The organism is Thiorhodovibrio frisius (genome assembly GCF_033954835.1).
GTDB classification, from domain to species: Bacteria; Pseudomonadota; Gammaproteobacteria; order Chromatiales; family Chromatiaceae; genus Thiorhodovibrio; species Thiorhodovibrio frisius.
Map to the genome: position 1 here is coordinate 1,556,185 of NZ_CP121471.1, position 16,204 is coordinate 1,572,388.

The 16,204-nt window shown below is 60.2% G+C and carries 11 protein-coding genes; 10 read left to right on the forward strand and 1 reads right to left on the reverse strand.

Translation table 11 applies throughout. The features are described from left to right. The first annotated feature begins 390 nt into the window (after nt 1-390). The 5 genes from Thiofri_RS07255 to Thiofri_RS07275 all read left to right on the forward strand — a co-directional run bounded on the left by Thiofri_RS07255 (nt 391) and on the right by Thiofri_RS07275 (nt 9,703). The gene (locus Thiofri_RS07255; RefSeq protein WP_009151030.1) at nt 391-3,357 is read left to right on the forward strand and encodes a chemotaxis protein CheB; all 2,967 of its coding nucleotides are present in this window, start codon (nt 391-393) and stop codon (nt 3,355-3,357) included. Nucleotides 3,358-3,441: 84 nt separating this feature from the next. After that, nucleotides 3,442-6,894, forward strand: a complete 3,453-nt coding sequence (locus tag Thiofri_RS07260) for a PAS domain S-box protein (protein WP_009151031.1) — start codon at nt 3,442-3,444, stop codon at nt 6,892-6,894. After that, nucleotides 6,891-8,504: a histidine kinase gene (locus Thiofri_RS07265; protein WP_009151032.1), complete on the forward strand. Its 1,614-nt coding sequence runs from the start codon at nt 6,891-6,893 to the stop codon at nt 8,502-8,504. The genes Thiofri_RS07260 and Thiofri_RS07265 overlap by 4 nt, the downstream gene beginning before the upstream one ends. Next, nucleotides 8,504-9,199, forward strand: a complete 696-nt coding sequence (locus Thiofri_RS07270) for a response regulator (RefSeq protein ID WP_009151033.1) — start codon at nt 8,504-8,506, stop codon at nt 9,197-9,199. Before Thiofri_RS07265 ends, Thiofri_RS07270 begins: the two co-directional genes overlap by 1 nt. Before the next feature lie 30 nt (nt 9,200-9,229). After that, a complete protein-coding gene (locus Thiofri_RS07275; protein WP_009151034.1) occupies nt 9,230-9,703 on the forward strand; it encodes a rhodanese-like domain-containing protein in 474 nt (157 codons plus the stop codon). A gap of 33 nt (nt 9,704-9,736) precedes the next feature. On the opposite strand, the gene Thiofri_RS07280 is transcribed toward Thiofri_RS07275, so the two are convergent. Next, a complete protein-coding gene (locus Thiofri_RS07280; protein ID WP_009151035.1) occupies nt 9,737-10,654 on the reverse strand; it encodes an NAD(P)H-binding protein in 918 nt (305 codons plus the stop codon). Between the two features lie 375 nt (nt 10,655-11,029). On the opposite strand from Thiofri_RS07280, the gene Thiofri_RS07285 reads away from it, so the two are divergent. The 5 genes from Thiofri_RS07285 (at nt 11,030) to folP (ending at nt 16,161) form a co-directional block, all read left to right on the forward strand. Then, entirely contained in the window at nt 11,030-11,374 is a 345-nt protein-coding gene (locus Thiofri_RS07285; protein ID WP_009151036.1) for a high-potential iron-sulfur protein, read from the forward strand. 301 nt (nt 11,375-11,675) lie between these two features. Continuing rightward, nucleotides 11,676-12,467, forward strand: coding sequence for a hypothetical protein (locus tag Thiofri_RS07290; RefSeq protein WP_009151037.1), 792 nt, complete (start codon nt 11,676-11,678; stop codon nt 12,465-12,467). Between the two features lie 93 nt (nt 12,468-12,560). Next, entirely contained in the window at nt 12,561-13,208 is a 648-nt protein-coding gene (locus tag Thiofri_RS07295; RefSeq protein ID WP_009151038.1) for an RlmE family RNA methyltransferase, read from the forward strand. Between the two features lie 209 nt (nt 13,209-13,417). After that, a complete protein-coding gene (gene ftsH, locus Thiofri_RS07300) occupies nt 13,418-15,349 on the forward strand; it encodes an ATP-dependent zinc metalloprotease FtsH (protein ID WP_190275885.1) in 1,932 nt (643 codons plus the stop codon). Then, nucleotides 15,346-16,161, forward strand: a complete 816-nt coding sequence (gene folP / locus Thiofri_RS07305) for a dihydropteroate synthase (RefSeq protein ID WP_009151040.1) — start codon at nt 15,346-15,348, stop codon at nt 16,159-16,161. The genes ftsH and folP overlap by 4 nt, the downstream gene beginning before the upstream one ends. Nucleotides 16,162-16,204: the final 43 nt, after the last annotated feature.

A 16,204-nucleotide genomic window follows, 5' to 3' on the forward strand; every position in this document is an offset into this window, starting at 1 on the left:
AAAAAAAATCGATGCCTTGCGGTGACAAGTCCGCCGCTTTGCATGGTCGGACCGCGCCCTTTTCGATAGCAAGCCGCTGATGGCACGAGTATGATGTTGGGCCAATTCGCTCAATAAAGCGGCCGATGAGCAGGCCGTCAGCCTGGCGGTTTTCTAGCGGCAGCGGTCAAGATGCTCCGGCATTGCTAACCCGCGTGCGAGATTTTCGAATGGGCGCGCAACAGCGCCAAGGCGTATAGGTTCACAAAAGCTATGTCGACTCACCAAGAGCCTGTCACCGATCAAGCTGATGATGATCAAGCTGTGACAGATCAAACTGCACCAGATCAAGCTGCACCAGATCAAACTGTAACGGACCAACCGGGTCAAGAGGACCTGGCGAGCGCCACAATGGTGCCGGATGACGAAAAAGGGCGCTACATCGTCGCCGTTGGTGCCTCGGCCGGCGGACTCGATGCGCTGGAGCGGTTCTTTCAGGCGCTGCCCGAGCGTTCCGGAGCGGCCTATGTGGTGATTCAGCACCTCTCGCCAGACCATAAGAGCATGATGGCCAATCTGTTGGCGCGTCATACGCTGATGCCGGTGGTGACGGTTGAGGACGGGATGAAGATCGAGACTGATCGGGTGCATCTGATTCCGCCGGCCAGCATGATGAGTATCGCCAACAACGAGCTGCGCCTGAGTCCCAAGAACCCCCGTGGCCTGACCCTGCCGATTGATCTGTTCTTCACCGCCCTGGGGCGGGAGTTCGGCAAATACGCTATCGGTGTGGTGCTCTCCGGCACCGGCTCGGACGGTACCCGAGGTGCCGTGGCCATTAATGATGCCGGCGGTTTTCTGCTGGCCCAGGAGCCTGAAACAGCCAAGTTTGACGGCATGCCGCGCAGTGCCATCGCCACCGGTCTGGTCGATGCCATCCTGCCGCCGGAAGAACTCGGTCCGCGCATTCTCGACCACATCAGCCAGGTTGCGCGCATTAGCATACGCAGCAATCGTGCCACGGTTGGCTACGACAAGGACAATGCGCTCGAAGAGACCATGCATCTGCTCTATCACCAGGGCGGGATCAATTTTCGCGAGTACAAGCCGGCCACCGTGATGCGCCGCATCGAGCGACGCATGCAAGTGCGTCATGTGCCAGATCTGGAAAACTACGCTCGTCTGCTCGACGGCGACCGCACCGAACTCAACGCCCTGCGGCGCGAGTTGCTGATTCCGGTCACCAATTTTTTTCGCGATCCGGAGTCTTTCGAAACCCTGGCGCAGAATGCGATTCACACCATTGTGCAAGAGCGCGGCGAGGCGCAGGCTATCCGTGCCTGGGTGCCGGCTACCTCCACCGGCGAGGAGGCCTACTCCATTGCCATCTTGTTTGCCGAGGCATTCGATCGTTTAAAGCGGTGGCCAAACTTCAAGTTGTTCGCCACGGATGTTGAACAGCACAATGTCGATGTTGGCAGTGCGGGAGTGTTTTCCGAGGCCATTACTGCCGAGGTCTCGCCCGAGCGGCTGGAGCGTTGGTTCTACAAACGCGGCAATCATTTTGTGGTGAAGAACGAAATTCGCCAGAGCATTGTGTTTGCGCGCCACAATCTGCTGGAAGACCCGCCGTTCACCCGCATGGACCTGGTCACCTGCCGTAATCTGCTGATTTATTTCCGCAGCGAGGCGCAGGAACGGGCGTTGCGGCGCATGCAATATGCACTCGCGCCCGGTGGTTTCATGTTCCTGGGCTCGAGCGAGACCCTGGCCGGTCTCCAGTCGGACTTCACCGCTGTTAGTTCCAAGCACAAGATTTACCGCATCCTGCGGCATGTCTCGCTGCCGCTTGATCCGTCGTCTTCATCCCTGGGGCGCTATTCAAACATGGCGGGCAAACCGCGTGCGGTCAACAAGCCGGGCCGTGGCATGACGGATGCTGTGGCCATTGATGCCGGTCAGTCGTTGCTCCTGCGCAGCTATGCACCCAACACCCTGCTGCTGAACTCCAACAACGAGTTGTTGCATGTATTCGGCGACGTCGGTCGTTACCTGCGTTTCAGTGAAGGGGCGGTGTCGCTTGATTTGCCCAAGCTGCTGCCGGCGCAGGTGGCGCCTGTGGCGCAGGCCCTGCTGCACAAGGCAGCCCGGGGCGCCGAGCCGCTGCGCTCTGATGTGCTCAGCCTGAAACTGTCCGATGGCGAGTCCGAACGCTTGCGCCTGGTGGTGCGGCGGGTCGAGATCGAGCAGCGCGAGCCCTATCTGCTGCTATCCTTCGAGCCCATGGCCGCTGAGAGCATTTCCGTGCACAGCCCCGGTGGCATGGAAACCATGGACCTCAATCACGAGACCGCTGATCGAGTCGAGACACTCGAGCGCGAACTGGCGGCGACGCGCGAGAGCTTGCAGGCCACAATCGAGGAACTCGAAACTGCCAACGAGGAACTCCAGGCCACCAATGAAGAACTCATGGCCTCGAACGAAGAACTGCAAAGCTCCAACGAGGAGCTGCAGTCGGTCAACGAGGAACTCTACACCGTCAATGCCGAGAACCAGGAAAAGATCGAAATCCTCAACCGGCTAAATGCCGATCTCGACGGTATGGCCAAGGCTGCGGCCATTGCCACAGTCTTTGTCGACTCCGATTTGCGTCTGACGCGCTTCACTCCCGAGGCCACGGGGCTGTTTAAGATTCGCGATGGCGATCTTGGCCGCAACATCGATGATTTTAGCAATTTGCTCAATTATCCAAACTTTATCGAAGAGTTGCGCAATACCATTCAAAGCGGTGAGATGCTGCAGCGCGAGATTACTGCGAGTAACGGGCGCGTTTATTTAGTGCGGGTGCTGCCCTATGCGGTGCGTCGCGGCGATGCGCGCGGCGCGGTGGCGACCTTCATTGATGTCACGACACTGCACGACATCAAGCATTTGCAGGCGGTACTGAATTCCCTGCCCGAGAGTGTCGCAGTGCTCGATTCGCATGGTGAAATCACCATGGTGAACGATGCGTGGCGGAAATTCGCGCACCACACCGGCGATCAGGATCTGCAACAACATGGTGTCGGAGTAAATTATCTCGATATGTGCGAGTCTCCGGACGCAAGCCCGGACGCAAACCCGGATGAGATCAAGGACGGGAGCAAGAAGGAGCAGGTCGCGCTGGCGGCGAGATCGGGCATCGAAGCGGTGCTGTCAGGAGCAAAGAGCGGCTTTTCGATGGAGTACCCGTGTTGCCTGGACGAGCGCGAACATCGCCTTGTGATGCACGTTGCGCCGATTCGTCATCCTGCAGGGGGCTTGATTATTAGCCATGTCGATCTGACGCAATCCTTGCAGGATGGTGACAACCTTGGTGCAGAGGGTGACGAAAGCTGAGGGTCTATCAGTTAAACCACGAGTGCCGTGTCAACACGATTGCGACCGTGCGTTTTTGAGGAGCATTCGCTTCCGAGGCGATGAATGAATCAATTCGATCAAAAGTTCCCGCTCAAGGATGAGGATAACAATGTCACGCAGGCGCAGGATGTGCGCGAACAAGCGCTCCAAGCACTGCGCGACGGACGCTACGATCTGGCCGAGGAGGTGCTTGCCCGGGGCGAGTTAAATCTCGAAACCGTTGTGGAGAATCTTCGCATTTATCATGCGGAGCTGCTGATCCAGAACGAAGAGCTGCGCCGCAGCGAAAGTGGGCGCGAGGAAGCCCTGGCGCGCTTCACCACCTTTTTCAATTCGCTGCCGATCGCCGAGCTGATCGTTGATGCGCAAGGGTTGATTATGGACGCTAACCCGGAAGCCAGCCGGGTGTTCGCGCTCAAGCCGACACACTTGCATCAGCACTTTTTTGTGCGGCTGGTGGATGAAAAAGACCGCGGCCAGGTGATTCAGGCCTGGTCCCGTCTCGACACCGATCAGACCGTTGTGCTCCATGCGTTGCGCTTTCTCAGCGACGGCGATCACTTTTTTGTTGGCGATCTGCATGTTGCGCGACTGAGTTTCGAGCGTGACAGCCGTCGGAGGTTCCTGTGTGCGGTGATTGATCGCACCGAAGAAGAAAAACACCGCGCTGATCTCGGCGTGGCTTACCAAAGTTTGCGCGATAGCGAGGAGCGCTATCGGGTGCTGGCCGAGTTTAGCCCGGACTGGGAATATTGGTCCTCGGCCGATGGCGATTTCCTCTATATATCGCCTGCCTGTGAAGGGATCACGGGTTTTCCGGCGGAAGATTTCCTTGAAGACCGACATTTGATCGAGCGCCTGATTCACGAGGATGACCGTGAGCTGTGGCGAGAACATTTCAACCGTGAGTGCGGTATCCCCATCAGTGGCCCGCAGAAGCTGGAGCTTCGGCTGTTCGACCGCAATGGCAAGCTGCACTGGATTGAACATGTGTGCACGCCCGTTTCGGGTGCGGATGGGCGTGACCTCGGGCGTCGCGGTGTGAATCGGGACATTACCGAACGCAAGCTGGCCGAGGAGGCGCGGGCGCGCGGCGAGGCGTTGCTGCGCGCGACCGGGCGCATGGCGCGGGTGGGTGGCTGGGAGCTGGATGCGGCAACTGGCCAGATTATCTGGACGGATTCGACCCGGGATATTCATGAAGTCAGTGAGACGTTCTCACCCAGTCTGGCGCAGGCCATCGGCTTTTTTCATCCGCACGATCGCGACAGCGTGCACCAGGCCATTGAGCGCGCGTTGCGCGAGGGTGTGGAGTTCGCGCTCGAAGTCCGGCTGACTACCGCCAGGGGGCAGGCCCTGTGGGTGAAGATCGCGGGCGATCCGGTGTACCGGGATGGTGAAGGCAAGGGCGGAATCCTTAAGCTGATCGGCTCGCTACAGGATATTACTGAGCGGATCGATGCTGACAATGCCCTGCGGGAGCATGAGCTTCAGTATCGGGCGCTGTTCGAGTCGGCGAGTGAGGGCATGAGCCTGTTGGCCGAGGGGCGCTTTATCAAATTCAATCAAGCCGCCCTGCGCATGCTCGGATATCAGGATGAGTCCGCGCTCATTGGCACGAGGCCGTGGGAGATTTCGCCCGCGACCCAACCGGATGGCGAGACATCGATCACCAAGGCCAAGGCGCTGGTGGAGCAGGCGCTTGAGAGCGGATCTGCGCATACCTATTGGGATCATCAGCGAGCGGATGGTGGCGCGATCACGGTCGAGCTCAATCTCAGCCGGATCGAGCTACAGGGAAAGCCGGCGATCTTGGCTGCCTGGCGCGATATGACCGACGAGCGGGCCGCGCGCGAACGCGAAGTGCGCACGCAGACCGTGTTTGAAAAGACTTCCGAAGGGATCGTCTTCACCGACGCCGAAACCCGCATCCTGATGGTGAATCAGGCATTTAGCGAGATTACCGGCTACAGCGAGGACGAAGTGCTGGGCAAGACGCCACAGATGCTGCGTTCAGGCCGCCATGATGATGCCTTCTATAAGGCCATGTGGACGTCGATCGAGGAAACCGGCTCCTGGCGTGGTGAGTTTTGGAACCGACGCAAGAGCGGGGAGGTTTATCCGCAGCAGTCGACCATCAGCGCAATGCATAACGATGCCGGCGAGTTGACCGGCTACATCGGCGTTTTTGGTGATCTGAGCAGCCTGCGCCGCTCGGAGGAGGCGCTCTACCGCCTTGCCCATCACGACATTCTGACAGGTCTGCCAAATCGCGCTCTGCTGCGCGCGAGCCTGGAACAGTCCCTGGCGCGCGCGCGTCGCAGCAAGAAATTGCTGGCACTGCTGTATCTCGATCTTGATCTGTTCAAGAACGTGAACGAAACCCTGGGCCATCCGGTCGGCGATCAGCTGCTGCAGCAGGTCGCGACGGCGATGCAGAAAGCGATTGGCGACAGCTGTCTGATCGCCCGCGTCGGCGGCGACGAGTTCATGGTGGTGGCCGAGGATCTGGCCGAACCCAGCGTCGCGGGGCGACTGGCGGCGCGTATTTTGAACTGTTTTGCCGAACCTTTCAGTGCTGATGATCGCGAGCTGTTCATCACCGCAAGTATCGGTATCAGTTTGTTTCCAGCCGACGGTGACGACATCGACGAGCTACAGAGCCACGCCGATCTGGCCATGTACCAGGCCAAGGAGCATGGCCGCAATACCTACCGCTTCTTCGAGGCCACCATGACCTCGGGGGTCAGCGACCGCCTGCGGCTCGAAAGTGCCCTGCGCGGCGCCCTGGCGCGCGATCAACTCTGGCTCGCCTACCAGCCGCAGATCGCACTCGAGGATGAAACCCTGGTCGGGGTGGAAGCGCTGCTGCGCTGGCAGCATCCGGAGCTCGGTTTGATCTCACCCGGCGTGTTCATCCCCATTGCCGAGGAAACCGGACTGATTCGCGAGATTGGCGACTGGGTGCTGGAGCAGGGAGTGCGCCAACTCGCGCAATGGGACCGGGACGGCATCAAGGTGCCGCGCCTTGCCATCAATCTGGCGATGCCGCAGATGGAGAGTCCTGAGCTGGTGGCCCAGGTCCGCGGGGTGCTCGAGCGCACTGGTGTCAGCGCCAACCGCATCGAGCTCGAAGTGACCGAGTCCATGCTGATGCGCAACATCGATCAAGTGCGGGCAAATCTCGAAGCGCTGCGTGAGATGGGTGTGTATCTGGCTATCGACGACTTTGGCTCTGGGTACTCCTCGTTGCGCTATCTCAAGCGTCTGCCCATCCACCGGCTGAAGATCGATCGCAGCTTTGTCGAGCAACTCACGCAGGACCCCAATGACGACGCCATTGTGCGCGCGGTGATTGTTCTGGGCCGCAGCCTCGGCCTGGCGGTGCTGGCGGAGGGGGTGGAAACCCGCGCACAGGCAGACTTCCTTGCAGCAGAAGGCTGTCATGAGGTGCAGGGTTTTCTGTTCGGGCGACCGGTGCCGCCGGAGGAGATCAGCGCGCGCTTGCGGGCATGAATCCCTCTGAGAGCATCCCGGTTCGCGGCCCCAGGGTCCCTGAGCTGCTGCGCTCGGCGCGTCTGCTCGGGCCGCTGATGACAGTGCCGGGGGTGCTCTTTGTTGCTGTTTTGGCGCTAATCCTGCATTGGCTTCGTTTCCCGCCCGCAGCCGGTGTCTGGCTGTTTGTGGCGCTGGCCGCACTTGGCGTGGCGCTGCTTGCCGCGCTTGTGGTGGGGCAGCGGTTGTATGCGCAGTTGCTGCGCCCGCTCGCGCATCTGGAGGAATCAGTCGCGCGCGTGTGCCAGGGCGAACCTGGGGCGAGTGAATCCCTGCGCTACGCCGGGGTGCTGGGGAAAATGGCGCGTGATATCGGCAGTCTGAATGCCGAGCTGACCGACTTGTACGAAGACATGGACGCGCGCGTCGCACGCCAAACCACAAGGCTTGCGCAGAAAACCGCCTCGCTCAAAATTCTCTACGATGTCGCCGCTGGTATCACTACGGCTGACAGTCTCGAGGAAATGCTGCTGCGCTTTTTGCGCGTACTGAAAGAGATGGTCAATGGTCGCGCCGCCACCGTGCGGCTGTTGATGCCGGATGGTCAGCAGCGTCTGATCGGTTCCATCGGTCTGGATAACGACCTCATCGCTAGCACGGACAAATCCCCTGTCGATCTGTGCCTGTGCGGCACGGTGCTAATCCCCGGCGAGATTCTGTGTGACCATGATGCCCGCTATTGCTCGCGCATTTATGGTCGGCGAATGTTCGGCAGCGATGAGATTGAAGTGGTGACAGTGCCGCTCAAGCATCACGATGAACTCTTTGGTGCCTACAGCATTTTTGTCGATCGTCCGGGCGTGTCCGTACGTGAGGATATTCTGGAATTGCTGCGGACCATCGGTCAGCACATCGGCGTGGCTATCGCCAAGCATCGCTCGGATGAGGAAGCGCGGCGGCTGTCGATTGTCGAGGAACGCAGCACCCTGGCGCACGAGCTGCACGATTCCCTGGCGCAGACGCTGGCCAGCTTGCGGCTAAAGGTGCGCATGCTCCAGGATGCTTTGGTCGATACCGAATTGCCAAGCGATGCGCGAGTCGATCTCAACCGCCTGCGCAATGGCATCGACGAGGCTCATGGCGAATTGCGTGAACTCCTCGGCAGCTTTCGTGCGCCACTGGATCGTCGTGGTCTGCTGCCGGCACTGGAACATCTGGCCCAGCGTTTTCGCCAGGAGACCAATATCCCGACCTTCTTCCAGGCGAGTTGCCGTCACCTCGAACTCTCTGCGGCCGAGGAATTACATATTCTGCGCATCGCACAGGAGGCCCTCAATAACGTGCGTAAGCACGCCGATGCGCAGACGGTTCGGCTGCTGCTGATGCAGGAGTCAGATGGCCGCGCCGCGCTGCTGGTGGAGGACGATGGCGTAGGTTTTGCGCAGCCGGAGCATCAGGGCGCGCCGGGCGAACATATCGGGCTGTCCATTCTTGAAGAACGCGCCCGGCGCATCGGTGCCGATCTGAGCATCGAGACCGAGCCGGGGGAGGGTACCCGGGTGGAACTGCGCTTCGGTGCGGGTAAAGTCGGTACTGAAAATCATAGCGCCCCGGCGCGGCGGGCTGCCTGATGCGGGTGCTGCTGATCGATGACCATGCGCTCTTTCGCGTCGGCCTGCTGGAGTTGCTTGAGCGCCGTGGCATTGAGGTCATAGACGCAGTCGGCGACTGGGAAGTCGGCCTGCGCCTGGCGCGCGATTGCGGTCCGGACGTGGTGCTGCTCGATCTGCGCATGCCGGTGATGGGCGGGATCGATGTGCTTAAGCGCATGCGCGCCGAGGGCATTGAACGGCGCGTGGCCATGCTGACCACCAGTACCGATGAGCGCGACCTGATCGGCTCTCTTCAAGCGGGAGCCAACGGCTATCTGCTAAAGGACATGGAACCGGACGAGTTGGTCGCCGCATTGCGCGATATCCTTGCCGGCGAAACTGTGGTGGCGAAAGAATTAACCGGCGTGCTGGCGCGCGCGGTGCGCGATGAGAACACCACGCCGGTGAAAGAACCGCGCTTTTCCGATCTGACCCCACGCGAGATGGAAATTCTCTGCCAGCTTGCGGCCGGGCTCAGCAACAAAGCCATCGCGCGCGAACTTGGCATCAGCGACGGCACCGTGAAGCTGCATGTTAAAGCCATTCTGCGCAAGCTCGAGGTGCGCTCGCGGGTCGAGGCGGCGGTGATCGCGGTGGAACGTGGCCTGTGTGCAGAGACCTCGTCAAAGCCGGGTGCTGATGCAATTGCCGGTCTTTCCCGCAGTCATAGCTGAAGCAATCATTAATGAACACCTATTTGGACGATGAAAAAATTTATTGAACTCATTCAGCACTGTCTGACCGACGTGCGCGAGATCATGCCCTGGGATCTCGAAGAACGATTGCAGGAAAATCCGCAGATGCTGATTCTCGACGTGCGCGAGCCGGATGAATTCGACGCCATGCACATTGTCGGCTCCATCCATGTGCCGCGCGGCATTCTGGAGTCGGCCTGCGAATGGGACTATGAGGAGACGGTGCCCGAGTTGGTGCAGGCGCGTGATCGGGAAATCGTGGTGGTGTGCCGCTCTGGAAATCGCAGCGTGCTGGCGGCCCACTCGATGCAAGTGCTGGGTTACACCAATGTGGTCTCGCTACAGACCGGCCTGAGCGGGTGGAAAGACTATGAGCAGCCGCTGGTGAATGGCGCCGGCGAGGATGTCGACCTCGATGACGCCGATGTGTATTTTACACCCCGGGTGCGCCCGGAGCAGCTCAAGCCGCGTTCGGGCAACTGATGGCTAGCCAAGATACTGCTAGCCGAGATACTGCTAGCCGAGATACTTTAGCGCAGCGGTATTGAAGGGCGCGGGCCTGATGCCAAGCCGGCTGAAGCCGTCCTCAGTGCAGCAGTTACCGACGACCAGCATTTTGAGCTGATCGCGGGTCACAGGAAACCACTGAAAGCGCTCCATCACGGCGGCTATCGGGGCAATTAGCATGACCGGTGCCGGCAGCATGGTCTTCTTCTTGCCGCTTGCCGCAGCGATGGTGGTCAGTATCTCCTTCCAACTCACCTCGCTCGGGCCGCAGAGCGCATAGGTCTGCCCGATGGTGTCAGCGCCTGTGAGCGCGGTGGCGAAGGCTGCGGCCACATCCTCTACCCAAACCGGCCCGAGCTTGAACTGCCCGGCCTTGAGCGGCAGCAGGCCCTGGTAAAATAGCGGCGCCGGAACCGGGCCGTCGATCAGTTCGGCCTTGAGCTGGCTGCAGAACTCCATGCGCCCATTGGGTTCGCCGAAGATCACCGAGGGGCGGAAAATGCTCCACTCGAGCCCGGAGTCTTTGAGCGCAGCCTCGGCTTGGAGCTTGGTGCGTTGATAAGGTGTCTCGCCAGCATCAATCCCATTGGCGCTCATCAGCAGGAAACGCGCGACGCCTGCCGCTTTTGCGGCGGCGATGCTGCGCTCGACTCCCTGGAACTGTAGCAGTTCGAAGGTGATGCCCGCAGCTGCGTTCTCGCGCAGCAGGCCAACCAGATAGATCACTGCATCGCTCCCCGCGATGCAGCTGCGCAGGCTGTCGGGGTCTTCAAGCCGGCCTTCAATCCGGGTGCATTGGGGGTGTTCGGGCGCCTTCGCGCCGCTGCCCGGGCGCACCAGCAGCCTCAGATGATGGCCGTCCGCCAGTAGTCGATCAACAACCGCCTGGCCGACAAAGCCAGTACCGCCGATGATGGAAATATTCATGGATGAAGCTCCGAAGCCGCGATGGATAGGGCAGAAATGCCGTCAGTCGATTGGCGATTCAAGTGATGGCTGAACTGGCGAGCGTTGGTCGGTATACCTGATCCTGTTCTGCCTCGTTAGAATCGAGCCTACTGGCAGAAGCATCTGCTCGGCGCGGGTAACTTCGTGACCGGGCCGCTGATGGTAGATTGGGGTGCAAAAAATGGAAATTCGCCTTTTGGTGAACTTTGATGCAAAATGCCGGGTCGGAATAGGCGGCATGGGCCGCTTTTCCGTCTTAAGGCAAGCCCTGGGGCCTGGTTGCCCCAACGGCCCATGAAATTTTGTCGCGCACCGGCGCGACTTCAAGTCTACAGCTAGTTTAGGAGATGACAAATGTCCGATAAGCCAATGAATCAAAGCCGTCGTGATGCTGTCAAGGTGGTTCTCGGTGGTCTCGCGACCGTTCCGTTGATGAACCTCGTCGGCATGGCGGCCGCGCAGGCCGAGGAATTGCCGCATCTTGATCCGGCCACCAATCAAATGGCGGCCCAGCTGAAGTACGTTGAGGATGCCACCGCAGCGACGGAGCGCAAGACGGACGCGGATCACTGCGCCAATTGCATGTTCCAGATGCCGGAAAGTGCTGATGCATACATTCCCTGCACCTTGTTCACTGGGTTCTCCGTGAACCGGAATGGCTGGTGCTCCTCGTATTCTCCTAGGCCGGCCGCTTCCTGATCCGTCTCGCGGATCTTTGGCTGAGAAGCGCGGGCGGCATCCTCTACCGATACCGCCCGCGTCTATGCGTGCCGGAAAATGCCGTTTCTGGCGTTTGGTTTGCCTTCAAGCCCTTATTCGCCTAACTGCGAGTTCCCAACCCGCTTTTTGAACTGCCAGCTGCGGACATCTGGCCTCTGCTAGTTTGTTTCCCGTTTGACTGGGCACGCAGATCGCAGCGGCCTGTGCGTGATGCAATGCCGTGCTCGCGGCATGCGTCTGATCTGTGTCATCCGTTTTTCTTTCCGTGACAGGCTCCAAAATGACAACCGCAACCTATGCCGCAGGTGCACCGGAGAAGCGCCACCTGCTGCTTCGTGCGCTGATTTGGGCCATCATCGGCGTCATTTACGCGCCGCTGTTCGTGGCACTCCAAGACCTTTTTCTCCTGACGAATCTTGGCCCCTGGGCCTTGGTGCCTGCTGCGGCCCTTGCGGGTGGCGCGGGTGCCATGCTCTACGGTGCGCGCCAGGTGGCCATTGCCGCGAGCCTAGTCGGGGTGTCGACCGGGTCGATAATATTGCTGATTCCTGGCGCTGCCACGGAACTTTGGCAGCCGGCGCTGGCTGGACTGGTGGCCGGCGTTGTTGGCGGTTTGTTTGTGAGTTTTCCCAGTATTTGTACTTCTCATGTGGTGGCAAAGGCGGTGACAGGCATCGTCTCGGGGGCCTTGTGCGGCGCTTTGCTGGCGTTGGCGGCACCCTATGTTCCTTTGGTGCGGTTCGAGATTGTCACCGTGGCATTTTTGGTCTCGGTCAATGGTGTTCTCTATGTCGTGACCATTCAGCCCTGGGTTCGCCTACTGGCCCGGATTGACGCAGTAGACAATCGCTGGAAAGAGGCATTGGTGATCGGTGTGGTTTCCATGCTCACCGCCGCGAGCGTTTGGATTGTGTCAAAGTCGATCGCGGGCGATGTGTCGAGCCCAATGGCCATGGCGCTGATGGCCTTGCCGGACCGGTTGCCGGGTACGCTAATGGCGGGCGCTGTCGCCGGCGCCATCACGGGCGGGCTGCTCGAGATTTTCCGTTTTCGCTGGGTCTTTGACGTTTAGCGCGATGACGGGTCAGGGTTTTTCCTTAGCTTGCGCCGCCCGGCGTGGTTGAGGGATCAATCACCGCTTTCTTGGAGGGTCGGTTCAAGCACAATGGCGGTGCGAAGCAAAAGCAGCCAGCGCTGGCTTGAGCGCCAGCGTCGTGACCCCTATGTCAAGCAGGCGCAATCCGAGGGTTATCGCTCGCGGGCTGCCTATAAGTTCCTGGAAATCGACGCGAAAGACCGGCTGCTGCGCCCGGGAATGCGGGTGCTTGACCTGGGCGCTGCCCCAGGCGGCTGGTCACAGGTTCTGGCGGCTGGTGTTGGGAGTCGTGGGCAGGTGATTGCACTTGACCTGTTGCCGATGGACCCTGTGCCGGGCGTGGTTTTTATTCAGGGGGATTTCACCGAGGATGAGCCCCTGGAACGGATCCATGCGGCTCTGAATGGAGAATTTGTTGACCTTGTGCTTTCCGACATGGCCCCAAATATCTCGGGAATGCGGGCGGTGGATCAACCGCGCTCAGTGCATCTTTGCGAGTTGGCACTGGACTTGGCAACCAGAGTGCTGCAATCTGGCGGTCATCTGGTGATCAAGGCGTTTCATGGCGAAGGGTTTGACCAACTGGTGCGCGAATTGCGACGCTGTTTCGAGCGGGTCGTCACGCGCAAGCCAGACGCCTCGCGGGCCAACAGCCGTGAAACCTATCTGGTTGCCACGGGTTTTCGCTCAGCATGCCGATCGCCGGTTCGGGGTTGATTCCCTAAGGGTCATCAAGCGAATTCTCCGGCAGCTGATATCATCGATGAGGTGTGAAGCCTCGGCGATGAGGTGTGAAGCTCTGGATAGCGGGCTGACGGGTCGGGCTGATCGACGACGGGTCGGGCTGATCGACGACGGGTCGGGCTGATCGACAAGGTGTCCGGCAATGCTGGACAAATTTTGGAGAGACTGTGTCTGTGAGTGATATGGCAAAGAATCTGCTTCTGTGGGTGGTCATCGCGATTGTGCTGATGTCCGTCTTTAATAATTTCACAACGGCTCCAAGCACGCCGCGGACCATGGCCTACTCGGATTTTCTCGAGCAGGTGCAGCAGGGTCAGGTCAAGGAGGTGGTGGTGACGGGGCGCACCATTGAAGGTGTGGGTGTCGATGGCCACAAGTTCACCACCTACAGCCCGGGCGACGATGGTTTGGTGGGCGACCTGCTTAACAACAATGTTGAGATCAAAGCCGCGCCACCCGAGAAGCAGTCGCTGTTGATGCAGATACTGATCAACTGGTTCCCGCTGTTTATACTGATCGGCCTGTGGATTTTCTTCATGCGCCAGATGCAGGGCGGCGCCGGCGGGCGCGGTGCCATGTCCTTTGGCAAGAGCAAGGCGCGCATGTTGAGCGAGGACCAGGTTAAGGTCACTTTTGCTGATGTGGCCGGAGCCGAGGAAGCCAAAGACGAAGTCGTCGAGGTGGTCGATTTCCTCAAAGACCCATCCAAGTTCCAGAAACTCGGTGGCAAGATTCCCAAAGGCGTGCTCATGGTCGGCCCGCCTGGCACCGGTAAAACGCTGCTTGCGCGCGCGATTGCCGGTGAGGCCAAGGTCCCTTTCTTCACCATCTCAGGTTCGGACTTTGTCGAGATGTTCGTCGGCGTCGGTGCCTCGCGCGTGCGCGATATGTTCGAACAGGCCAAAAAGCACGCGCCCTGCATTATTTTTATCGATGAGATCGACGCCGTCGGTCGTCATCGCGGTGCCGGCCTTGGCGGCGGCCATGACGAGCGCGAGCAGACGCTGAACCAACTGCTGGTGGAGATGGACGGCTTTGAGGGGACCGAAGGCGTCATTGTCATTGCCGCTACCAACAGACCCGATGTGCTCGACCCGGCGCTGCTGCGGCCCGGTCGCTTTGACCGTCAGGTGGTCGTGCCCCTGCCCGATGTGCGCGGACGCGAGCAGATTCTGAAGGTCCACATGCGCAAGGTGCCGACCGCCGAGGATGTGAAGGCGTCCATCCTCGCGCGCGGCACGCCCGGTTTCTCGGGTGCCGATCTGGCCAATCTGGTCAATGAGGCAGCGCTTTTTGCCGCCCGCTCCAACAAGCGCTTGGTGGATATGCAGGACCTTGAAAAGGCGAAGGACAAGATCATGATGGGCGCCGAGCGGCGCTCCATGGTGATGTCTGATGATGAGAAGAAGCTCACTGCTTATCATGAGTCTGGCCACGCCATCGTCGGGCGCTTGGTGCCCCAGCATGATCCGGTGCACAAAGTCAGCATCATTCCGCGCGGACGGGCGCTGGGCGTGACGCTGTTTTTGCCCGAGGATGACCGCTTTAGCTACAGCAAGCAGCGGCTTGAGAGTCAAATCTCCAGTCTGTTCGGCGGGCGCATTGCCGAGGAACTGATCTTCGGACCGGAGATGGTCACCACGGGCGCATCAAACGACATCCAGCGTGCCACTGAGCTGGCGCGCAACATGGTCACCCGCTGGGGCCTGTCGGACAGGCTCGGCCCGCTGGCCTACGGTGAGGACGAGCAGGAAGTTTTTCTCGGCCACTCGGTCACTCAGCACAAGTCGGTGTCCGATGAGACCTCGCACGTGATCGACGAAGAAGTGCGCAGTTTCATTGATCGCAACTATGAGCGCGCCAAGAACCTGCTGAATGAGAACATGGAGAAGCTCCACAACATGGCCGCCGCGCTGATCAAGTACGAGACCATTGACCTGGAGCAGATCAACGACATCATGGAAGGCCGTCCGCCGCGCCCGCCCAAGGATTGGGACAAGGAAGATGCGCAGCATCCACCCGGCGGCAGTGCCGATGCTCCGGTGACTTCGGACGAGGATGGTAAGCCCGTCAGCGGCATTGGTCCAATCGGCGGTCCCGCAGGCGAGCATTGACGCTCGATCTCACTCAGCCCTCTGTCATGGGCGTGCTCAATGTCACGCCCGATTCCTTCTCTGATGGCGGGCGCTACGCCCAGATAGATGCCGCCTGCGCGCACGCGCAGGCTATGACCGAGGCCGGGGCGAAAATCATCGATATCGGCGGCGAGTCAACCCGGCCCGGCGCTGCCGTTGTCGCCGCGGCCGAGCAGCTTGATCGCGTCATCCCGGTAATTGAACGCATCGCGCCCACCCTGGGCGCGGTGATTTCTATCGACACCTCCGATCCTGTTGTGATGCGCGAGGCCGTCGGTGCTGGTGCCGGCATCATTAACGACATTCGCGCCCTGCGCGAGCCTGGTGCCATGGCCACGGCCGTCGAGTTGCAAGTCCCTGTCGTGCTGATGCACATGCGCGGCGACCCCGCGACCATGCAGCAGAACCCGGATTACGACGATGTGGTGGCCGAGGTGGCGGGATTTTTGCGCGCGCGGCTGAAGGCTGCTGAAGATGCTGGCATGGCGAGGGATAATCTTCTGATCGACCCCGGATTTGGTTTCGGCAAGCGCTTGGAGCATAATTTGGCGCTTTTGGCGGGGCTTAACTCCTTGCTTGCACTAGGCGCGCCGGTGCTGGTTGGGCTGTCGCGCAAGTCCATGCTGGGCGCCCTGACCGGTGCCGAGCTGGGCGAGCGTATGCCAGCGGGGCTCGCGGCAGCCGTCATGGCGGTGGAGCGCGGGGCCGCCATTGTGCGCACCCATGATGTCGCAGCGACTGTGCAAGCGCTCAAGCTGGTACAGGCTGTGCGGCTGGCTGGAAAGCCGTGATCGCGGGTTATTGTCTTTGATCTGCGGGCCCCCGTTACAGATT